Below are 21,155 nucleotides of genomic sequence, written 5' to 3' on the forward strand. Positions count from 1 at the left end.
GAGTGCTTTGTATAGTGATAATAAATAGTTATCGGTAGGAGAATGATTGATGAGTAATAAAACATGCTTTGTAGTCATGGGATATGGGGTTAAAAAAATTCCTGGAACTTTAGTAAAACTGAATTTAGACGATGTTTATTTTAAGTTTATAAAACCTGTATTATCTCGAAATCATTTAAAATCAGTCTACTCCACACAAGCATATCGAGGAGATGAAGTTCCAACTTCATTAGCTATTAATAAAAACTTCATAACATCTATTTTTTTAGCTGATATTGTGATTGCTGATATAAGCACTTTAAATCAAAATGCAATTTATGAGTTGGGACTTCGGCATGCAATGAGGCCAAAATCTACAATTATACTTTGTGAAGAACTAACTATTAGCAAATACCCATTTTTTGATATTTCAATGAATCCTCAATTAAGATATCATAGAAAGAAAATAGTATCGGATGAAAACTATAGAAAATCTCTGCAAGATAAATTAGAAGATATATTAATTTCTTGCCTAGAATCCAATACCGATTATATTGATAGTCCTGTATTTGATTTTAATTTGTATAAGATTAAACCATTAGTTCAATTAGATAAAAATGTACATGTAGCAGGAGCATCTATAAGGACAATGATTGAAAAAGCTGAAAATTTGAAGGAAAATATGCTGTTTAAAGAAGCCGAAAATCAGTATCTTCAAGTTTTAAACTTATCCTTTGATGAAGATATACTTTCTCAATATCTATTATGTCGCTATAAAAAAGAATTGTCCCTAGAAAATTTGCTTTTAACCTTATCATACGTTAATGAGAACATAGATTTAGCTACATCGACAAACGAAAACTTACTGGGGATTGTTGCAGCGATAAATAAACAAATGTTTGGCCTAACTAAAGAATGCAAATTTTTAGAACAAGCTAGAAGATATTACAAAAATGGCTCAAACTTTGAAAGTGGGAATCTTTATTGTGCTAGAAACTACTGTGCACTTTTGTTAAAACAATATTGTATATCAAAAGATATTGAATCAATAAAAGAGTATTACTACTCTGCTGTTCATTTTGCTAAAACTTGCTTAACAGAATCACAATTTCTCAAACGAGAAGAAACTGATCTTGACAATACTTGGTATAATGAAAACATTAAAGATTTGACCCTAATTGCATTTGGTACTGATGAATCAATTATTGAATTTAAGCCTGTTACAAAAAGGCAAGAAGAGACGGTAAGCTCAGGTCGTAAAGAGCTAAAGCATGATTATCATGAAACTCTAAAAATAATTAAAGGGAAATGAGCAATTTTGCTCACTTCCCTTTTTAAAATCTTTTATCTCTTGATAATTTCCAATAATGTAAACCTAGTGGTGTCAAACGGCAAGACTTACTATTCATAGCAGCAAAGTACATATGCTCCTCTCCAACAGGTTCGATCAAACCTACGCTTTCATAAAGCTGTAACTCTTTAAATTTATCAACATTTTCTTCTTTTGCGAAAGGTTCTTTATATTCATGAGTTGCTTCAGGAGTATTAGTAAATTCAAATGATGGATCTAATTGAAATTCTGAAGTAGCTTCTGTAAAATATTGATGAAGTTTCCGTAGTACTTTTTTTGATACTTTAGCTTCAACAGTTCTGATAGGTAAAAAACCTGTAATATTTGTTTTAAATAGAGGTCTTTGTTCCCACGCTCCTAATGATTGATCTACAAAAGAATACAAACTAGCAGGAGTGATATTTCCACCAACATCTGCTGCTCCACCTTTTAGCCCCTGAATTAGTAATTCAGTAAACACACCATGACCAGTTTCTCGATCTTCAATAGCAGCCTCATCACGATTGCTTGCTGTTAGAATAGTAACACCTTTCCCAATATTGGCATTAGGTGAGTTATCACTAAAATCTCCTAACTTCCCAGAAAAACAACAATCTAAGATGATAATTTTATTTCGACTTTTTGAAGCGTTTGCTAGTTGAAGTATATCATCCATAGAAATTCCCATATTACACTCATTAAAATCTGGTGTTACGATTTGACCACCCTTCTTATCTGTCCCATGTCCTGAGAAATAAAAAAGTGCAATGTCAGATTCTCCTTCTTTAAATAAAGAATTAAGATCATCCAATAACTCTGCTTTTGTTTGTATATTACATTTTAGTTTAATATTGAAATTAGGGGAACCATCCTCGTTTTCCTCCAATAATTTCGCTATCTCCTCTGCATCATTTACACACCCCCCTAACGGAGCCTGAGAATATGCATCGATACCAACGATTAATGCCTTGTTGTTTAACATAAATTATACCTCACAATTGTTTTATCCAAGCGCTAATCTTTTCCCAATTCCAATCTACTACAGGAAGATGGCCACATTCATTTGGAATCGTCGCACCAATATGATCTTTGTTCCCATAAATTGCAAGTAATGGTATCCCCTCATCTGTAGCACAGTTCATTTCCCAAATTTGCCCATCGGCTTTCTTGGTATTCCTAGTAATGATAGAAATCATACCGTCACACCCTCTAATTCTTGTTCTACATTTAGTTTTCCATTGAGAATCCCAAGGTTGTTTAACAGACATATCCACAAATTCAAATGGAGAGTTTGTATTTCTTGATTGGCCCCTTAGAAAATCTCGTAAATTTTCATTCTCAATGGCAAAACTTATAAAGATTCTTTTCATCTAAATACCTCCCTTGAAAAGTATTGTTGTTTGTATTATATCACATTAGAAAGTGTTCTATACGATATTTCCCTCAATTGTATTAAATATTTCTTCCAATGATTTTTTCCAACAATATATTTCTTTCTCTAAAATTTGTTCGAAGAAAGAGTCAATTTGTGTCTTATTCTCCAATGAAAAATCTGATACAGATACAATTTTTTTATCATCTTTTAGAATGCCATCAATTCGCAAATTTTTTTGCTTAATGATTAGAATAGGAATATTATTTGAGATCGCCATAGCACCTTCAATTTGGCAAAACGAACTAGTAATCCATTTCCCATCTAACGGCTGTTCGTCAGATTCAAAAAACTTTTTATCTTGAATTGCTCCCTTTTTTAAAACTCCAGATTTAATATACGTATGCCCGAAAGCTAAGATAACCATACCATAGCATCTTTTTATCATTTCATTTAAAGCAGATAATGATTCATAGGGAGAATAATCCTTTGCTTGTAGAGTTATGCTTTCTATATTATAGTTCTCTAGAGTACTCTTTAGTTTATCTATAAAGTATTGTTGCTCATTCGTAAATGGATTAGGTCTGCTTAAAAATACTCTTATTTTTTTATTTGTCATATTCATCATTCTCCTACCGATAACTATTTATTATCACTAGTATATCATAAATTCATCTTTAGTAGATTGATTTGTATAATGATTTTTTAGTTAAAATTAAATGATATTGGCCAACTATAAATTAAAACACTGTTTTGAAATTATATCGAATACTTTTGAGTTAATTACAAACTTACAACAACTATAGAGTTGTGTAGTTTGAAGGAAATAAGTACAAATTTATTAGAAAATCAAGATTTCATAGAATTAGCACGAAAAATTTCAATTTTAGAATTATATTCTCTAATGATTTTGAATCGTTTTTTTTTATAGTCAATTAGTTTTAAAAAAGCGCTCCAAACATTCAAAAATATTTGGGACTTCCCTTAATAAATCCGTCACTTTCTTTTTCAAGATAGCCCAAGCTTGCTCAATAGGATTCAAATCTGGTGAATAAGGCGGTAGGAGTAAGAAAAAGTGTTATCTTGGATGCAGAGTTCATCCAAGATGTTCTTGGGACGAAAACTAGCATTGTCCATGACAATAACATGAAATGTCTTCAAAGCAGGCAGGAGTTGCGTTTTGAACCACTCCACAAAGAAGTCACTCGTCAAGCTTTCCTTGTAAACCATAGCATCCTTATCTAAAATAAAGGACTATATGCTATTAATCTCGACTAGACACGAGCGAATACTAGAGAACTTCATGACCTAATAGTGAACAGTCTCGTTGATAATGCACTATAGTTGGAACTGTCAGTTATTTTTGAGTGTATTCAAAAATCTATTAACAAGATTGAACTTACGTCATTTTTAGATGGATGATAAGGCTTCAGCAGCTAGCATCCGTCAAGAATAATTGTTTGGAGAGAGAAGTCAGGTAGGAGAGGAGAATCTACTTAAACTTAGGTAAGATTAATCTAATAGCAATAATTACCTTTGTGTGAAACAACGTATTAAGTTAAGGTGGTTATAATTTACTTTTCAGAAGTTCACGTTCTTCGTTTGATAGATTAGAAATTATAGATTCAATTTTTTTATCAGAAGATGACACTTTTTCAGATACCATTTGATTGAGTTTGTCACGTATTATTGGTTCATTGATATTTTGTATCTCAATTTTAATTTTTTCAATGACTATTGGGGAAATAGTTTGTTGATTGAGTATATTTATAATTTTATTTAATTTACTTTGTGCAAAGCTACCATAGATATCGTTTATTTCCATTGATTCGTATACTATTCTCTGTATGTTTTTAGAGAATGTATTAATTTGTTTTGTCGTTACTTTACCTAACTTTTCTTCTAAATAAAGCACATTTCTATTTTTAATATCAGATAATATAAATGGAGAATGGGTGGAAATTATAAATTGGAAAGTTGGATTTTTGTATAAAGGATTTTCAAAATCTGCAAAATAACTACAGCATAAAGTTAATAGTTGTATAATTCTGCTAGACCAAGAAGGATGAAAAGATTCATCAATCTCGTCAATTAAAATTATATGATTTCCAATTTCCGCTGTTGATATTAGTTCAATCAATTGAGCTAATAATCTAATTAAACTTTCTTCTCCTGTGGATGAAAGTTCATGTAAATTTATAAATAAATTATTTTCAGTGAATATAATTATACCATTAGGGTTTGTGGTGTTACAATTCAATATTTTTTGATAACTCTTGAGAAAATCTGTAATTACTATATGCTCTGGAGCACAATCAAGAATAAATGAATTATTATTAATTTCAATTTGTTCGGAAGCATTCCACAAAAATTGGATGGTCTCCAATGAAAAATTAATGAAATCTGTAATTTGGTAATTATTGTACTCATCAATTTTTGTGGGTTCTCTTTTAAAATAAGCTTTTAAGAAGTTGGAACTATCATTAATTTCTAGATTTAAATCATTTATTTGGATAATATTCAAATCGAAAGTTAAATATTTCTTTATTTGTGATAATAGTATTTTTTCAATATCTTTATTCCAAAAATGATAAACTTCTTTTAAGATAAGCATTAAATTTATAAAAAAAGCGACTATTTGATTTATAAATCGACTTAATACATAATTTTTTTTATTATTTGAGAAATCATTAATTAATTCAATAATGCTTTCCTCATAAATGTTTTTCTCAACTAATAAGGTTTGTAGGTTTTCAAAAGACCAGTGCGAAACTCTATATTTTAAAATTTTGTTATCATTAATAAAATCATTTACTTTTAAAAATCTAAATGCTCTAATTGTATTGTAATCAGAAGGAGTGGAAAATAATTTTCTAGTGATTAATTTATTACCAAATAAAGTATCAACGAAATCATCATTTTCATTGAAACTATATTGATAATACTTTTTGAAAAAATAGTTTATATTTCCTTGAGGATACTTATCAACAATTGAATATTCATCTCCTTGTTTTTTGAAAAAAAGACTTCTTGTGCTTCCAATAAGGAGTCCATCATCAATTCTTATAGTTATATCATTGAATATTATTTGTTTAATTTTACTACTATGATTATTAAATTCAATAAAAATAGATTCATCTAATTCATAAATAATAAAATATTCATATTTACTTAAAAATTCCTTGCGTTCTGAAAATTTAAATCCTAGAAAGTTTAATAGGGATGTTTTACCAACACCATTTATACCGATAATTGCAGTAATATTTGTAATATTTTCTCCATAAAAATTAGCGATATATTCTGGATTTTTATTAATTGTTATCGTCTCATTCCAATCATAATTTACAATGTACTCGTCTGAGAAATTAAATATTTGATTGCAAATAAAATTCTCGTAATCACGAAATATTAAACCCAGTAGCTTCATTTTTTACCTCTCGAAATAGCCTAATTCAGAATATATATCAGAAATTAATTTTGATAAGGGTCTTTTGTTGTAATCTTTTTCAGTAGTATATACACCAGTATATAATCTATCAATGTCATTTTTAGATAATGAGAGAATACTACAAATTTCATTTAAATAGAATTCAGGTATGAAAATTTGTTTTAATAATACATCCTGAACCAAGTCGGTATGTATTTGGTATAATTCATTTAAATCTAATAAAGCATAGTCATGAGAAAAAGAATCATGAGTTTTAGCCCTAATCACAATAGAATGATGATTATATAAAAAATCCCCATTTTTTGGCATCCAACTAAAAGTAATTCTATTATCAGTTGAAACTTTATGATTGTATGGAGATAAATGAAAAATTTTAGTACCTTTATTTCTATTACAACTTGGACAAGATGGAATTAAATTATAGAACGAAGCGGCAAAAATAGGGAATTCTGATTTGTACCAAAAGTGGTCTAATTCACAGGTGTTTTTATTATCGGAAGAGTTCATAAAATTCCGATTACAATAAGGACATACCGACAAATTAGTTATAGATAGAATTTTTTTCCGTCTAGCGGGCTTACTTATAGCTTTATATACATTACCAATTAGATAATCTTTAATTGATAGCGATTTATTTCCTTTAATTTTTTTATTGCTTTTTATACTGTACTGGTAATCTAAATTGATGATTGTCGAATCTTCAATTAGTTTTTCTATTTCATCATGGGAAAGTAACATAATGTCTAAAAATGGTTTGTCAGATATACTTTTGTTTAAAACTTTTTGCAATACGGGGGCAACATGTTTTGAACACCACTTGTTTAAGTTTATTCGGTATTTTGCTTTCATGTTCATATAAATATCGTTACAAAGATATTTGACTTCATTGCTATTTATTTTAGAAATAGTTATCAATTATTATCACTCCTGTCATTTACTTGAATAATATTATACAGTATTATTTTTGAAATATAAAACATATTGCAGAAGTTTCTTATGAAAATTTAGTAATTTTAGAGATTGTTGCTGTCTAAATTATTAATGTTTGTGTTTTAATTTATGATTTTATAAATAACGTAGTCTACATATTGTATATCCTGTGATACCTTTTCCAAATCTTCCCTGTTATCCTAATATCATTCATAGAAAATCAATTTTTGATTTTCTATGGGGGTTTGGGGGCGAAGTCACCAAGTTATCTTATCGTTGGCTGTCAAAACTAGAAGGTTTTGATAGGCTGGCGATATGATTTTTGGGATATTGTGGACACAATATCTGAGCTCGCAAAGACCGAACAAGAAGCAAGTGAGGTCTTTAGGAAGCGTACTGACAATGTGAGGTAGACTTACACTGTCAGACAAGTAGAATGTTGAAGGGATATCAGAATGGGACAAGAAATTAAGTCAATCCGAAAGCAATTTAGAATTACGAGACAAGAAGAAAAACAGATAAAAGAAATGATGAGGGAACAAAAAGTGGATAGTTTCTCAGAATTTCTTCGTCAAAATTTATTGAAAAAGAATTATCAGGATAGAATTTTTGAAAGTTGGTTCTCCCTTTGGCAGTCTCAAAAGTTTGAACAGATTAGTCGAGATGTGCATGAAGTTCTGGTTGTCGCAAGAGAAAATCATCAAGTGACTCAAGAGCACGTCTCAATCTTATTGACTTGTGTTCAAGAATTGATTGCAGAAGTGAATCAAGTGCAGCCACTCAGTCGTGAGTTCCGTGAAAAATATATGGGTTAGGAGGATGTAATGGTTTATCGCTATCGTACCAATCTCAAAAAAGTATTTCTAACTGATCCAGAATTACACCAATTGAATGAACGGATTGCTAAGAGCAATTGTCAAAATTTCTCAGTCTATGCCAGAAAAGTTTTGCTTAATCCCAATATGGCTTTTATCACAATTAACACGGATACCTATGACCAGTTAGTTTTTGAATTGAGACGGATTGGAAATAATATTAATCAAATTGCGCGCGCTATCAATCAGAGCCATCTGATTTCTCAGGAACAATTACAAGAATTGAGTAAGGGAATTAGTGAGTTAATTACTGGAGTAGAGAAAGATTTTCAAGTTGAAGTTAATAGACTGAGGGAATTTTATGGTAGTCACTAAACACTTTGCGACACATGGTAAAAAATACCGTAGACGTTTGATTAAATATATCCTCAATCCAGAAAAAACGGATAATCTAAAATTAGTATCTGATTTTGGCATGAGTAATTACTTAGACTTCCCTAGCCATGCAGAAATGGTAGAAATGTACAATGTTAACTTTACTAATAACGACAGGTTGTACGAATCCAGAAATGACCGACAAGAAAAATATCAACAAACTATTCATGCCCATCATCTCATCCAATCATTTTCTCCTGAAGATAATCTGACACCTGAAGAAATTAACCGCATTGGTTATGAGACCATGATGGAATTGACAGGAGGTCGTTTTAAGTTTATCGTAGCAACTCACACAGACAAAGATCATGTTCATAATCACATCCTAATCAACTCTATTGACCGCAATTCAGATAAAAAGTTGATATGGAACTATGCCTTGGAACGAAACCTCCGTATGATTTCAGACCGTATTTCTAAAGTTGCTGGGGCGAAAATTATTGAGAAGAGTTTTTCTTACCGTGACTATCAAAAATATAGGCAGTCTAGTCATAAGTTTGAATTGAAACAACGTCTTTATTTTTTGCTGCAGCAATCTAAATCGTTTGATGATTTTTTAGAGAAAGCAAAGCAGTTGCATGTTCAGATTGATTTTAGTCAAAAGCATAGTCGATTCATGATGACGGATCGAGCAATGACAAAACCTATTCGAGGACGCCAACTCAGCAAACGAGATCTATATGATGAAGAATTTTTTAGAACGCATTTTGCTAAGCTAGAGATTGAAAGTCGTTTAGAATTTTTGTTGAACCGTGTCAATTCTTTAGAAGAGTTAATAACAAAAGCAAAAGAATTTAATCTAACCATTGACTTAAAACAAAAAAATGTAACTTTTATCCTGGAAGAAGATAATCAAAAGATAAGTTTGGGTCATCAAAAAATAAGTGATAAGAAATTATATGATGTCAAATTTTTTCAAAATTATTTTAAAAATAAGGAAGTCATTGCTTCAGAAGGATTAGAGAATTTACAGGAACAGTACCATGCTTTCCAAGAAGAACGAGATAAGGATAAGGTATCCACTGAAGAGGTTGAAGAATTCTTTGAGACATTTAAGGAAAAGAGAGATTCTGTTCATGAATTTGAAGTGGAACTTGCAGAGAACCAAATAGAGAAGCAAGTTGATGAGGGCATTTATATCAAAGTGTCTTTTGGTATTAAGCAGAGCGGTCTTGTTTTTATTCCCAATTATCAATTAGATATTCTGGAAGAAGAGAATCAGACAAAATATAAAATTTTTATACGTGAGACAACTTCATACTTTGTCTATAACAAAGAACATTCGGATAAGAATCAGTATGTCAAAGGACGAACCTTGATAAGACAGCTAACCAACGATAGTCGAGTAATACCATACAGAAGACCTACAGTTAAGAGTCTACAGGAAAAGATTACTGAGATTAACCTCTTCATTGAATTAACTGAAGCAGATAAGAAATACCAAGACATTAAAGACGAGTTAGTAAAAGAAATAGCAGAGATAGATATAAAACTAAATCAAATTAATGAAAAAATCGCCAACTTAAATAAGATGGCGGAAGTGCTTATCAATTTGAAGAGCGAGGATGTGAGCAGTCGAAAGCTTGCAAGACATGACTTTTCAAAACTGAACTTGACAGAATCAACTTCATTAGAACAAGTGACTGAAGAAATAAGAGCATTGCAAGAGGAACTAGGTCACCATATTGGTGAGTATGAGAGACTCATAAAAAGATTAGAAACATTTGTAAAAATGTTGAATACTGGTAAAGGCTTTAATCAAAAGTTTGATACGGAGATTTCATTACAGTAATAGAAATGCTGGCAATGTAACTATCTCGACATTTTAAATTTATTTTATAGATATTTAAGGACAAATAATATATTTATTATCGTCAATTTATAATGATAATGCTGAATTAATTCAGGCTACCAGAGAGAAAGGACAGCGAGTGAGTTGTCCATGCAGGACTTAACTTGTTCTGCCCATGAGGTCATTATCTTTGAGGTTGCCAATAATCTATTGTTTAGAGATGTCAAAAACGGTAAGAATATGCAAAACCTCATCGCAGCATTATTATTCTGTGGCGATTTTAAAATAAAAATAGAACTTATAAAATCTGTATAGAAAACAGTTGCCTTTTCAAGTTAATTAACAGTGTCTAAAGTTATAGTTGTTTGGAAGTATTCACCCAGTTGACTGGTGATAACCATATCACCATGATGCAAATCAACGATTTGCTTAGTAATTTTCAATCCTATACCACTTCTACGAACACCAGAAATATCAAAGCTAAATTCTTCAATTTTATTAATGTTGTTAAGTCTGTTGGGAGAGGCCCCTATTCCGTTATCGCGTACGGTAATTGAAAATGTATTATTTGATAGATGCTTAAGAATGATTTGAATATCGCATCCAGAAGGATTATGAAGCACAGAATTATAAATCAGATTATGAATAATTCTCGATATCAAAGATTTTTCGACGTACGTTTTTTGATTAAACAAACCGTCGTCAGAAGTGAATTCAAAATTGAAGTCATGCCAAATCTCTTGATTAATAATTTGGATAATAATCTCCTTAAAAAATGGAACGATGTATACAATTTCTCGATTTAATATCAGATTACCATTTGTTAATCGGGCAAATATATTTAAATCATTAAGAAGGTTTTGGATATAATGACTTTCAACTAGGGTAGGCTTTAGATACTTAAGTAATAGATCATTATCAGTTTTTTCAATCGCTAGGGATGTGTTTGATACAATTACTGAAAGTGGTGTTTTGATATCATGTGCAATTCCAGAAATCCAATTTTCCTTAAATTCTTCATTTTCACGAAGTTTTTGATTGGCTGAGTTAATAGCAAGTGTTAATTTATCTAGTTCCTGTACAGATTTAACTTGTGTGTTTCCTCCATTTGGTAGTTTTACAATTGCGTTAATAATCGGTTTAATATTTCGATTTAGGAAGGTAACACTGTAGATATATAAAAATAAACAGAACAATATGTTAGCAAAAATCATTGATACAATAATGATTGGAAAAATTTGAATTCGATTCAAATCAAAATAATTATTACCATAGCGAATAATACTATCTTTTGGAAATGCAATAATATAGATATCGTTATCATTGTCTTTTATTTGAGTAAATACAGGATAGTCTTTTAAGTAGAACCTAGAGAAACGAACAACATCTGCAAAATTAAATTGATTAGCTATATCTTTGGGTTTGTCAATATTGAATTTTTCTTTGCCACTGTTCTTATCAATAATCATCATCCATAAATTATTTTCATCAATTAATTGTTTGGCTATCGGACTGACAACATAATTTCCATTAGTTAAAACAATTTCAGACGACACTGTTTCGATGATGTTTGATGCAGATTGTTGGCTACGAATATAATTTGCTGCAGTAACTAAAAGTATTACATCAACTATGATGATAAAAATAAACGATAGAATAAACTTTAGTATATTTTTTTTGAAAACATTCATGGGTTATACCTTAAATTATCTAAATAACAAGTTTATATCCAAGTCCTTTGACAGTAATTAGGTGATTAGGCTTAGAGGGGGTAAGTTCTATCTTTTCTCGGATATTTCGAATATGTACCATTAGAGATTTCTCATATCCAAAGCTCTCAAGTCCCCAAATTGTATCACAAATTGTTTCAGTAGAGACTATGTAATTTTTATTAGCATATAATTTTCGAAGAACTTGAATTTCTGTAGGTGTTAGCGATAGATTTTGACCACTTTTCTTAACACTGGCATTGTTCAAGTCAATGATACAGTCAGTTAGTTCAATGAGTTCAGATTCATCTTTATAAGCTCTTCTTAACAGTGCAATAATACGATACGTTAAAGATTTAGGTAAGAAGGGCTTTGTAACGTAGTCGTCTCCTCCCGAATCAAGTCCTCTAATTTCATCGTCAGGATTATTTTTAGCAGTCAAAAATAGAATTGGAATATCTGAGATTTTTCTCACATATTGAGAGAGTAAATAGCCTTCTCCGTCTGGGAGCATGACATCTAAAATAATTAGATCAATATGGGATACCGAAAAAACATCAATTCCTTCACTAATACTATAAGCGCGACTAATATTTTTAAAACCACGACTCACAAGTACCTCTTTAATTGATTCACTTAACGCTGTATCATCATCCACAATCAATATGTGTTTATTTAATAATTGTGCTTCAAAACTCATGTTTTCACCTCCAAAAGTTTACTTAATTATACCATAAATAAAGCTATTAGATAAAAGGTGAACATTTCATATTCGATAATCTTAAAGATAAATTTATGTTTTCTTTATCCAAGCTTTAAGATGCCATTGTAAGATAAACTTGTAACAAAGAAGATATCTAGATTGCCGATATTTAAAATAGAAAGAGGTAAATACTATGAAAAAAGAATATGAACTAATGAACACAATTCAGGAAATAAGTCTTGAAGAGTTAGACCAAATTATTGGTGCGGGTAAGAACGGGGTATTTAAAACCATTTCACATGAATGTCACATGAATTCGTTCCAATTCTTCTTTACATGTTGTTCATAAAGATTTTATAGAAAAGAGGTAGCTGTCATGAAAAAAGAATATGAACTAATGAATACGATTCAGGAAGTAAGTCTTGATGAATTAGAGCAAATTATTGGTGCTGGAAAGAATGGAGTATTTAAAACTATTTCGCATGAATGTCACATGAATTCATTCCAATTCTTCTTTACATGTTGCTCATAATATTGTGCGATTAGGTATCTTTGAAGTTACTCAAAAGAGGGTATTCCTCTTAAAAATTACAGACAGACCCAAGAACTATTTGAGGTTTGTCTTTTCTTTTGTCTATTCTGTAGATATAGTGAGAATGTATAGTTTTTGAATAAAGCTTGGAGTCAGGGGGAGAATTCGCTAAAAAATAGAAAAGGATAGATAAAGTAGTTCTTGATTTTTACTAATTTATAGTGAATGAGAGGATATGAATTGGTAGATATTAGATATAGTACTCTATTTGATTTGTATAGATTATAAATTTATTTTAAATTAATTTTTTCTTAAAGTTATCTTTAAGTAACAGTATTAAAATCATCGTATAGGGAACATAATTATTAAGTGCCTAATATAAGAAAGAGGTTAAATGTTATGAGAATTAATAAAGAAATGTGTTGTGAGGCAGTAAATGTATTGCAAGAGATTCAAATTGATGAATTAGATATACTTTTAGGAGGCGGCAAGGGGCACGGTGTTAATACAATTTCTGCAGAATGTCGTTGGAACAGTTTACAAGCCATTTTTACATGTTGTTAGTCGCGGGAGGATAGTAGTATGAATGAGAAAGAAATTCTATATAGCCAATTTGACAGCTTTCCAAAAGTATTTATTGAAAAATATTTTCCAGAATTACTACTAGAGAATAGTGATATTATCAAAGATATTGAGAAAAAAATTTCTGATTATTACAGACCAACGCTAATCTATTTAATCAATGAAAAAAGAATTGAAGAAAGCTTGGTAGGTTCCTCATCGGAGATACGTTATGATTATTTTAATAATGTCCTATGTAAGAAAGGAATAATATTAGATGAAATTGAGCAACGTTTCTCGGATATAAATCATCGTGTTATACTCAGCATCCAGAAATACTTAGACTTAATGGAATATGTGAAAAATAGATTTATTGAAGATTTTTCAGAATTAGTAGATCAAGATTACATTAGTAGTAACTCCCTAATTCCTAATATAGATGCTATTAAGCTTAAAGTGACAGGAGATATTCATAACGGTAACGGGGTGTGTATTGTAACTTATCAGGAGCAAAAAGTTGTTTTTAAAAAGAAATCATCTAAACCAAATCTTCTTTTGAATCTTTTAGATGCTAGAGTTAGTGCTTATTTGGGCAAAAAAATCCATTTTATTCCTCAATTTTTGGATAAAGAAGAATATTTTTGGGAAAAATTTATAATTAGCAGACCATTAAATTCAAAAAAAGAAGCCGAAGAGTTTTATCGTAGAGTAGGTTACCTATTAGCATATTCCTATATTCTAAATATCTCAGACTTACACTTTGAAAATTTGATATCTGCAAATATTACTCCAACTCTTGTAGATGTTGAAACAATCTTCTCTATAACACCTTTTGACACGATAGCGAACAACGAAGCGACCTTCCAAATTATAGAGAACAGTAGAAATTCAGTACTTTCAACAGGTCTTCTTCCCATTGCTGAAGCAGATAAGATTTTCGGTGGAGATACTAGTGGAGTTCTTGGTGGAACTCTTATTGGCGAAGCTAAGATTGTTGTGAATTATAATCGAGATGATGTGCATGTTGAGAAGAAAAAATATCAGATTAAAAATCAAGATCATTTGCCTTATTTTCTTAATTCTATGGGAGAGAAAAATTATCTTAATGCGGCAGAATATATTGATTTCATTAAAGAAGGATTCAGAGAATTAGGTTATTTTTTTGTGAAGGAAAAGAAATATCTTGAAAAACTTTACTTGACTCATAGTGATATTCAAACTCGAATTTTGTTTCGGAATACTAGAGACTATAGTCTAATTCGACAACTACTTATTTCGCCAGTATACTGTAATCAATCACAGATACTATTTGAAAAAATGGCTAATAAATTACATGAGTATGATAGTCATACATTAGTCCAATCAGAGGAGAAGCAGTTATTAAATATGGATATTCCTTATTTTTATGTGAATATTAATAGTTGTAACATTAGAGATGGAGAGACAATTATTTGGAAACTAGGGACTTCTGCGTTAAGTGTAGTGATTAAAAAGCTAGAGAATCTAAATGAGGAGTTAATTGAAGAACAAATTAATTTAATAGAATTCTCAATAAAAACTACACAAGCATTGTATAGTACAGAACTTCAAGAGGAGTATCGAAAATATGAACGCCCCAGTAATGATGAAGAGGTATTATACACAGGAATTAATACGTTGGTTGATATTATTTTGAATGATGAGAGATATTCCTTCGGAGATAATAGTACAAACTGGCTCACTTTGAAAGTTACAGATTATGATGCCTTTGAATTAGTTCCAATGGATGATTCAGTGTACGAAGGGTTGGCTGGCATAGGTATTGCTTTATCTGAAGCTTATGACTTAGTTGATTCTTTGAGACAAAAAAAAATTATTGCTTGCTTGAAACGAATTTTTTCTACTTTATTAAATTCTTATTCTAAAATACAAAACACATCCTATTTCGTTGGGAAATTAGGCATTATCTCGGCTATTTTTAGAATTGGTTTAATTACAGACCAGAAACTCCCAAGCTATATGTCAGATATTATAGATAGTTATTGTTTAAACATAGATGTATCTCAAGCAGACTTTTTATCAAGTTTCCCAAATGAAATTACTGCGTTTAGAAATACAGATACTACGATAGAAAATCTATCTCAATCGCTTAATAAACTTAAAGAGCTAGGTATTTATGATGAAAATTACATTTGTTGGAACCGATTAGAAGTGAATAATGTTAGTCTTGCACATGGGAATTTGGGTGTTGAGATAGCATTGCTTTTGTTGGCTGGTCAATTGAGAAGCACTGATGCCTTAGATTTATTTAACAAGGCTAGAAATTTTGATAATCGCCAGAAGATTGATAAGGGGTGGGTTGATAAAAGGAATAACGAGACAAGTGCAAATTGGTGCCACGGTTCGACGGGAGTATTAGTTGCAAGGTTAGCACAGCTACAATTAGATGATAGATATAAGATTTTATCCGATTCTGAGCGTGAAGAATTGAAGAAGGATGTGGAACATGCGGCAGAACAAATTGTTGAAATTGGTTTTGATATGACTAATTTTTCCCTTTGTCACGGAACTAGTGGAAATTTACTGGCTCTTAGTTATTATATGAATTATTTGGGAAATGACGAGTCCAAAAAATTCAAAAGCATTTTAGATAGAGAATATAAAAAATTGCATGCATTTGGTTTAGAAAAAGGTTGGATGTGTAGTTTTAATACAAAGTATAATGTCTATGGTCTAATGACAGGAATTCCAGGTGTTCTATTTTCTACAGCAAAATATTTAAAAGAAGACAGTTCGCTTGACATTCTTATTCCTAATTTATAAGGGATAGAGAGGAAGAAGTACGATGAAGATTATTTTACAAAACAATGAAGAAGATTGTCTTTTGGCCTGTTATACTATGTTGTTGAACGACTTAGGGCACAGAGTTCCACTATATGAAGTTTATGATAGAGATTCATTGCCAGCAGATGGACTAAGTGTATCTTATCTGTTGACTCTAAATGATAGATTTGGAGTAACCATAAATGCCTATCATGCCTCAATTGACGAGTTACTAAAAGTCTATCAAAAAACTAAGCAAAGAATGATTATCCATTGGAATAATGATCATTTTGTGGTTCTTGAAAAAATTACATCTGAGCAAGTTTTAATTGTAGATCCAGCTATTGGACAAGTAAGATACCGTAAAAGTGAGTTTATGGAGCATTATTCCGAAACAATGATTATGGTAAACAAAGGTAGTGATTTTAAATCACAAAAATACAACTCAATCTTTTGGAAGTATTTCAAGAAAACTCTTCAAATGAAACCAATTGCGTTATTTATGCTATCTTTGCTATTTATCCAAACAAGTGTATTATTGTTTTCAATAATTTTGCGACAAATGCTAGCAGATGATTTCAAGTTTAGTGTTAGTTTACTTTTATTAGGTATCGTTCTTATTTTTCAATTGTTAGGATATTTCATCAAAAATGGTGCTTTAGATAGATATAATAAAGATTTTGATGATTATTATAGTAGGGAATTATTTGGAAGGCTGTTACAAAAGCCATTGTTATATTTTCGAAATCATCTAAGTGGGGGAATTTCTGAAAAAATTAATTTTAAATCGACATTAAGAGATAATGTTACATTAAAAATTATTCCGTCATTTATAAGTCTTATTTCTGTTATTGTAATTTTTATCTATTTAATAACTATTTCAGTAAAATTAACCTTGATTTTAGTCGTAATGATTGCTATATATAGTGTGTTTTCTATAGTGCTATATTATAAGCAAAATGAATATAATCAGACCTATCTACAATATCTAATTGATTTCAATTCTGAACTACAGACTGATTTGGAGGATATAGACTATATTAAGATAATGAGAAAAGAAGATAATGTCTTCAATTCTTGGATGACAGTTAACAATCAAGTTACAACTAAATATTCGCAAATATTGAAAATTGAAAATTTGTCTCAACTGCTTGGAACTATATTTAACTACATTAGTTTATCATCAATAATAGTTATAGCAGTTTATTATAATGATTACATTAAGGTCTCGCTCCCGGATTTACTTGTATATCAGACTAGTATTTCAATATTGATTTCTGCAATTGAACAGGTAAAAGGAGCTGTTTTTGAAATACTTCGATTAGGGGTTTATGCTGAAAAACAAAGTGATTTGTTAAAAGATACGTTACCAATTACTGTACCGAGTGAAGACTCAAAGGATTATCTAATTCAAACTAATAAATTGAATTTTTCGTATGGTAGCAAACCAATCTATGATGATGTGAATCTGACAATTAAAAAAGGAGAAAAAATCGCTATTGTCGGGAAGTCGGGTAGTGGAAAATCTACACTATTGTTATTATTAGCGGGAATGCTACGCTATAGTGGTTCTCTAAAATACGGAATTAAGGAGTTTGAGAATTACCTGAGTGTAGTATTGCAAAACATGACGTTAAGAAAAGGAAGTATTTTAGAAAATTTGGAATGGATATCTGATGACTTATCTCCACTTTATCAGATATTGAATGATACGACAGCTGATGAGGTTATTTCTCAGTTGCCAAATAAAATACATTCTAAGCTATTGAAGCAGGGGAAGAATCTATCAGGTGGGCAGATTCAAAAATTACTTATTGCTAAATCTTTGATAAAAAAAGATGGAATTATTTTTTGGGATGAAGCTTTTAGTAATTTGGATGAACATAGTAAAAATAGAATCTATGAGAATGTACTACGAAGTACTAGATATTCAGATAAAACAATGTTGATGGTTAGTCATCATTTAGACATTGTTAATTTTGTTGATTACATCATTTTCATTGATAGTGAAACGGGGGAAGTAATCAAAGATAGCCATGAGAACCTTATGAAAAGGAATTCAAACTACGAGAACTTTATTCGTTCGAAAGTTTAAGGGAAAATTTCCTCTTTCTTAATGTTACCTTTAACTGGCAGAGATATAATTTATAGTATAAACAAGAGAAGGGAAAGTCTTTAAGACCAAGACTTACGAGAGGTAATATAGGAATGAAAAATATTATTGAATTACGTAAATTGTCAAAAGTTTACAAAGATGTTACTACGGTAGACTTAGAAAAAATCACAGTCCGAGAGGGAGAAATCTACGGTTTTCTTGGACCAAACGGTGCAGGAAAGACAACAACTATGAAAATGGTACTGTCTTTAGTAACGCCTACTTCTGGAGAGATTTTAGTTCATGGTCAGAACATCAAAAAAGATAAGACTTATTTAAACCAAATCGGTTCAATGATTGAAGAGCCCTCCTACTATCCTAATTTGACAGGTTATGAAAATCTACTTGTTTTTCAAAAAATGGTAGGATTTAAGGAAAGTAATATTTATCCGACTTTGGAGTTGGTAGGTTTGGCCGAAGAAAAGAATAGAAAAAAACTTGTTAAAGATTATTCTCTCGGTATGAAGCAAAGACTGGCACTTGCTTTCGCATTGGTGAAGAAACCGCGAATTCTATTGCTTGACGAACCAACCAATGGTCTTGATCCAGCTGGTATTCATGAAATTCGTGAATTGATTGTGAAGTTGGCGAAAGAAGAAGGGCTAACAGTATTTATTTCTAGTCATATCCTTCCGGAGATTGAGCATATTGCAGACAGAGTAGGGATTATTAATCACGGGCGCCTTGTTTATGAAGGAGAAATTGAAGCAATTAAATCTAACACATGGATTGAGATTGGTGGAGATTTTTCACAGAACAACATTGTTCAAAGTTTGATTGAGTTCGGTTCGGTAGAAGTATTGGACGCATCCGCAAGTCATATCAAATTAAGCAATATTAATAATGATAAACTAGCTGATATGATCAGTTATTTAACGGAAAATGGATATCGAATTTTTCGGGTAGTTAGAGAAAGTGAGACACTAGAGGACATTTTCTTAGATTTAACAAAGGAGGTATAAAATGTCAGGTATTTACATTGAATGGTTAAAAAGCAGGCGAACAAAATCTTTTTCCATAGTTGCTATCTTAATAGTCGTTGCTACGCTTTGGAATATCGCTACATTCTCATCTGCATTTTCACATCCAGAGTTAAAAACTGTAGGAACACTTTTTAGCAATCAAAATGTCAATCTTCTTATGTTTCCCATTGCAGTCTGTGTATTTGCAGCTCGCATTGTTGGAAATGAGCGTGAGGGGCAAACATTTAGGTTACAAGCTGCAAACGGTCAACATTTTCTAACTATTTTTAATCACAAACTCCTATTTATGATGATTTTCTTTAGCATCATGTCGGTAGTAGAAGTTACTGCTATTTATTTTTTTGGAAAACAGGTAGGTATCTCAATTCCCTTCTCAATTATTGGACTTCAGTTTGTTGGACAACTACTTGCAATATTTTCTCTGATTTGTATCTATTTAACCCTAGCAATGCTCTTGGAAAGGCAAGGTATATTATTAGCGTTAGGTCTGTTAGGTGGTTTTTTGGGAATTGTTTTAAACCCAAGAAGCAATGGTTTTGGTAGTTTACTCAATCCTATAACAGGTTTCGGTAGTTTAGCACCTTATAAGTACCAGTTCCTTGGAAATGGAGTATTTACATATATTTTTGACGAACAACTACTATGGAAACTAGTAGTTTATGTATTCTATTGTGCATTATTATATGGTTTGGCTAATATCATTTTGAAAAAGAGAGGAAACTAAGATGGGGAGTTATTTTTTAGCAGAATGGAAAAAAACGCGAAAGACTCAACTTTTATTGATCGGAATTGCCTTTCTGATTTTTTCTAGTTTTATTGGACTGGGAATCTATTTTGCTAGTCGAGAGGTATTAGTTGATGGGACGCAATCCCTTGTTTTATGGGGGCAGTTGACTTTTTATAACAGCACCTTGCTCTATCCCCCTATGCTAGCTATCATTACAGGACTGTTGATTATGCCTGAGTTTGAAAGGAAAACTCTTGATATGTTGAAGGTGAATCAAGTATCAATGGGGAAATTGTATTTTGGGAAATTGCTATGTAGTTTCATCATAATTTTGCCAGTTCAATTAATTCTGTTCCTTATTTTTATTATAGCAACTAAGGTTGATGGAATTACGTTAGATCTGAGTTTGCAAACTTATTTCAAATGGTTGTTCTTAGCAGTTCTAGCATCTTTTCCAATAATTACTCTTCAATCCTATGTAACTGTAAAAACTAGAAATTTCAGTAAAAGTGTGGGATTAGCAACTATTGGGAGCATGTTTAATTTTGTCCTCATCTTTATTAATGAAGACTTAACAAAATTTTTTCCATATTCTCAACCGATGATTGCGCTTCGTAGTCGGTCACTAGCGGATATGTCATTAAACGATATGATTATCTTTCTAGCAGTGAATATATTTTATAGTTTTGTTTTTTATAAATTTACTGTAGGGGCTTTGGAAAAAAGATAAACAATATTGATATATAGTGCACTATTTAAAATTGAGTATCATCAGTCAGAAAAATTGAATTAAAGCTATATAGGTTATTCTGTGTAAAATGTAGATGTAGATCTATATTTATATTCTAATTAATAATCTTCTTATGCCAATTTGGTATAAAA

General features: G+C 30.9%; 19 protein-coding genes and 1 pseudogene. 12 read left to right on the top strand and 8 right to left on the bottom strand.

What is annotated here, in order from left to right; genetic code table 11:
* Nucleotides 1-49 precede the first annotated feature (49 nt).
* Nucleotides 50-1,291: a hypothetical protein gene (locus HT717_RS01505; RefSeq protein ID WP_024056665.1), complete on the top strand. Its 1,242-nt coding sequence runs from the start codon at nucleotides 50-52 to the stop codon at nucleotides 1,289-1,291.
* Nucleotides 1,292-1,313: 22 nt separating this feature from the next.
* On the opposite strand, the gene HT717_RS01510 is transcribed toward HT717_RS01505, so the two are convergent.
* From HT717_RS01510 to HT717_RS01540, 6 genes and pseudogenes are all read right to left on the bottom strand, one after another.
* Entirely contained in the window at nucleotides 1,314-2,291 is a 978-nt protein-coding gene (locus HT717_RS01510) for a caspase family protein (RefSeq protein WP_024056664.1), read from the bottom strand.
* A gap of 10 nt (nucleotides 2,292-2,301) precedes the next feature.
* Nucleotides 2,302-2,679 carry a hypothetical protein gene (locus HT717_RS01515; RefSeq protein ID WP_024056663.1) on the bottom strand — a complete coding sequence of 126 codons (378 nt, stop codon included), beginning with the start codon at nucleotides 2,677-2,679 and terminating at the stop codon, nucleotides 2,302-2,304.
* 57 nt (nucleotides 2,680-2,736) lie between these two features.
* The gene (locus tag HT717_RS01520) at nucleotides 2,737-3,300 is read right to left on the bottom strand and encodes a hypothetical protein (RefSeq protein ID WP_061864608.1); all 564 of its coding nucleotides are present in this window, start codon (nucleotides 3,298-3,300) and stop codon (nucleotides 2,737-2,739) included.
* A 312-nt stretch (nucleotides 3,301-3,612) separates the two neighbouring features.
* A pseudogene (locus HT717_RS09855) lies at nucleotides 3,613-3,911 on the bottom strand (transposase); the annotation flags it as partial.
* Nucleotides 3,912-4,248: 337 nt separating this feature from the next.
* A complete protein-coding gene (locus HT717_RS01535) occupies nucleotides 4,249-6,108 on the bottom strand; it encodes an AAA family ATPase (RefSeq protein ID WP_024056653.1) in 1,860 nt (619 codons plus the stop codon).
* A 3-nt stretch (nucleotides 6,109-6,111) separates the two neighbouring features.
* Entirely contained in the window at nucleotides 6,112-7,044 is a 933-nt protein-coding gene (locus tag HT717_RS01540) for an HNH endonuclease (protein ID WP_236616753.1), read from the bottom strand.
* A gap of 470 nt (nucleotides 7,045-7,514) precedes the next feature.
* Between HT717_RS01540 and HT717_RS01545 the strand changes: the two genes are divergently transcribed.
* Genes HT717_RS01545 through HT717_RS01555 form a run of 3 tightly spaced genes read left to right on the top strand, consistent with a single transcriptional unit; the run spans nucleotide 7,515 to nucleotide 10,101 of the window.
* Nucleotides 7,515-7,874, top strand: coding sequence for an SAG1252 family conjugative relaxosome accessory protein (locus tag HT717_RS01545; RefSeq protein WP_024056651.1), 360 nt, complete (start codon nucleotides 7,515-7,517; stop codon nucleotides 7,872-7,874).
* A 9-nt stretch (nucleotides 7,875-7,883) separates the two neighbouring features.
* Entirely contained in the window at nucleotides 7,884-8,249 is a 366-nt protein-coding gene (locus HT717_RS01550) for a plasmid mobilization relaxosome protein MobC (RefSeq protein WP_024056650.1), read from the top strand.
* Nucleotides 8,236-10,101, top strand: coding sequence for an SAG1250 family conjugative relaxase (locus tag HT717_RS01555; protein ID WP_024056649.1), 1,866 nt, complete (start codon nucleotides 8,236-8,238; stop codon nucleotides 10,099-10,101). Before HT717_RS01550 ends, HT717_RS01555 begins: the two co-directional genes overlap by 14 nt.
* 335 nt (nucleotides 10,102-10,436) lie before the next feature.
* Here the strand turns inward: HT717_RS01555 and HT717_RS01560 are convergent, their stop codons facing one another.
* Both HT717_RS01560 and HT717_RS01565 read right to left on the bottom strand, forming a co-directional pair.
* On the bottom strand, nucleotides 10,437-11,792 hold the full coding sequence (locus tag HT717_RS01560) for a HAMP domain-containing sensor histidine kinase (protein ID WP_078238648.1): 1,356 nt from the start codon (nucleotides 11,790-11,792) through the stop codon (nucleotides 10,437-10,439).
* A 19-nt stretch (nucleotides 11,793-11,811) separates the two neighbouring features.
* A complete protein-coding gene (locus HT717_RS01565) occupies nucleotides 11,812-12,510 on the bottom strand; it encodes a response regulator transcription factor (RefSeq protein ID WP_024056647.1) in 699 nt (232 codons plus the stop codon).
* A 196-nt stretch (nucleotides 12,511-12,706) separates the two neighbouring features.
* Here HT717_RS01565 and HT717_RS01570 point away from each other — a divergent pair, with 196 nt between their 5' ends.
* The 8 genes from HT717_RS01570 to HT717_RS01605 all read left to right on the top strand — a co-directional run bounded on the left by HT717_RS01570 (nucleotide 12,707) and on the right by HT717_RS01605 (nucleotide 21,003).
* On the top strand, nucleotides 12,707-12,862 hold the full coding sequence (locus HT717_RS01570; RefSeq protein WP_033685037.1) for a lacticin 481 family lantibiotic: 156 nt from the start codon (nucleotides 12,707-12,709) through the stop codon (nucleotides 12,860-12,862).
* Between the two features lie 27 nt (nucleotides 12,863-12,889).
* Nucleotides 12,890-13,045 (top strand): lacticin 481 family lantibiotic, encoded by a 156-nt coding sequence (locus HT717_RS01575; protein ID WP_033685035.1) that lies wholly within the window; start codon nucleotides 12,890-12,892, stop codon nucleotides 13,043-13,045.
* Nucleotides 13,046-13,444: 399 nt separating this feature from the next.
* On the top strand, nucleotides 13,445-13,609 hold the full coding sequence (locus HT717_RS01580) for a lacticin 481 family lantibiotic (RefSeq protein ID WP_080713125.1): 165 nt from the start codon (nucleotides 13,445-13,447) through the stop codon (nucleotides 13,607-13,609).
* Nucleotides 13,610-13,627: 18 nt separating this feature from the next.
* A complete protein-coding gene (locus HT717_RS01585; RefSeq protein WP_125448197.1) occupies nucleotides 13,628-16,408 on the top strand; it encodes a type 2 lanthipeptide synthetase LanM family protein in 2,781 nt (926 codons plus the stop codon).
* A 22-nt stretch (nucleotides 16,409-16,430) separates the two neighbouring features.
* Entirely contained in the window at nucleotides 16,431-18,503 is a 2,073-nt protein-coding gene (locus HT717_RS01590; RefSeq protein ID WP_033685033.1) for a cysteine peptidase family C39 domain-containing protein, read from the top strand.
* A gap of 113 nt (nucleotides 18,504-18,616) precedes the next feature.
* Nucleotides 18,617-19,525 (top strand): ABC transporter ATP-binding protein, encoded by a 909-nt coding sequence (locus HT717_RS01595; RefSeq protein ID WP_024056645.1) that lies wholly within the window; start codon nucleotides 18,617-18,619, stop codon nucleotides 19,523-19,525.
* 1 nt (nucleotide 19,526) lies between these two features.
* The gene (locus tag HT717_RS01600) at nucleotides 19,527-20,270 is read left to right on the top strand and encodes an ABC transporter permease (protein ID WP_033685031.1); all 744 of its coding nucleotides are present in this window, start codon (nucleotides 19,527-19,529) and stop codon (nucleotides 20,268-20,270) included.
* Nucleotide 20,271: 1 nt separating this feature from the next.
* Nucleotides 20,272-21,003, top strand: coding sequence for an ABC transporter permease (locus HT717_RS01605; protein WP_024056643.1), 732 nt, complete (start codon nucleotides 20,272-20,274; stop codon nucleotides 21,001-21,003).
* Nucleotides 21,004-21,155: the final 152 nt, after the last annotated feature.

The organism is Streptococcus sp. 959 (assembly GCF_013277075.1).
Taxonomy (GTDB): domain Bacteria; phylum Bacillota; class Bacilli; order Lactobacillales; family Streptococcaceae; genus Streptococcus; species Streptococcus pseudopneumoniae_C.

Coding starts and splice junctions, on each gene's coding strand:
- HT717_RS01505 (WP_024056665.1), top strand. CDS start 50: ATGAGTAATAAAACATGCTTTGTAGTCATGGGATATGGGGTTAAAAAA.
- HT717_RS01510 (WP_024056664.1), bottom strand. CDS start 2,291: ATGTTAAACAACAAGGCATTAATCGTTGGTATCGATGCATATTCTCAG.
- HT717_RS01515 (WP_024056663.1), bottom strand. CDS start 2,679: ATGAAAAGAATCTTTATAAGTTTTGCCATTGAGAATGAAAATTTACGA.
- HT717_RS01520 (WP_061864608.1), bottom strand. CDS start 3,300: ATGACAAATAAAAAAATAAGAGTATTTTTAAGCAGACCTAATCCATTT.
- HT717_RS01535 (WP_024056653.1), bottom strand. CDS start 6,108: ATGAAGCTACTGGGTTTAATATTTCGTGATTACGAGAATTTTATTTGC.
- HT717_RS01545 (WP_024056651.1), top strand. CDS start 7,515: ATGGGACAAGAAATTAAGTCAATCCGAAAGCAATTTAGAATTACGAGA.
- HT717_RS01550 (WP_024056650.1), top strand. CDS start 7,884: ATGGTTTATCGCTATCGTACCAATCTCAAAAAAGTATTTCTAACTGAT.
- HT717_RS01555 (WP_024056649.1), top strand. CDS start 8,236: ATGGTAGTCACTAAACACTTTGCGACACATGGTAAAAAATACCGTAGA.
- HT717_RS01560 (WP_078238648.1), bottom strand. CDS start 11,792: ATGAATGTTTTCAAAAAAAATATACTAAAGTTTATTCTATCGTTTATT.
- HT717_RS01565 (WP_024056647.1), bottom strand. CDS start 12,510: ATGAGTTTTGAAGCACAATTATTAAATAAACACATATTGATTGTGGAT.
- HT717_RS01570 (WP_033685037.1), top strand. CDS start 12,707: ATGAAAAAAGAATATGAACTAATGAACACAATTCAGGAAATAAGTCTT.
- HT717_RS01575 (WP_033685035.1), top strand. CDS start 12,890: ATGAAAAAAGAATATGAACTAATGAATACGATTCAGGAAGTAAGTCTT.
- HT717_RS01580 (WP_080713125.1), top strand. CDS start 13,445: ATGAGAATTAATAAAGAAATGTGTTGTGAGGCAGTAAATGTATTGCAA.
- HT717_RS01585 (WP_125448197.1), top strand. CDS start 13,628: ATGAATGAGAAAGAAATTCTATATAGCCAATTTGACAGCTTTCCAAAA.
- HT717_RS01590 (WP_033685033.1), top strand. CDS start 16,431: ATGAAGATTATTTTACAAAACAATGAAGAAGATTGTCTTTTGGCCTGT.
- HT717_RS01595 (WP_024056645.1), top strand. CDS start 18,617: ATGAAAAATATTATTGAATTACGTAAATTGTCAAAAGTTTACAAAGAT.
- HT717_RS01600 (WP_033685031.1), top strand. CDS start 19,527: ATGTCAGGTATTTACATTGAATGGTTAAAAAGCAGGCGAACAAAATCT.
- HT717_RS01605 (WP_024056643.1), top strand. CDS start 20,272: ATGGGGAGTTATTTTTTAGCAGAATGGAAAAAAACGCGAAAGACTCAA.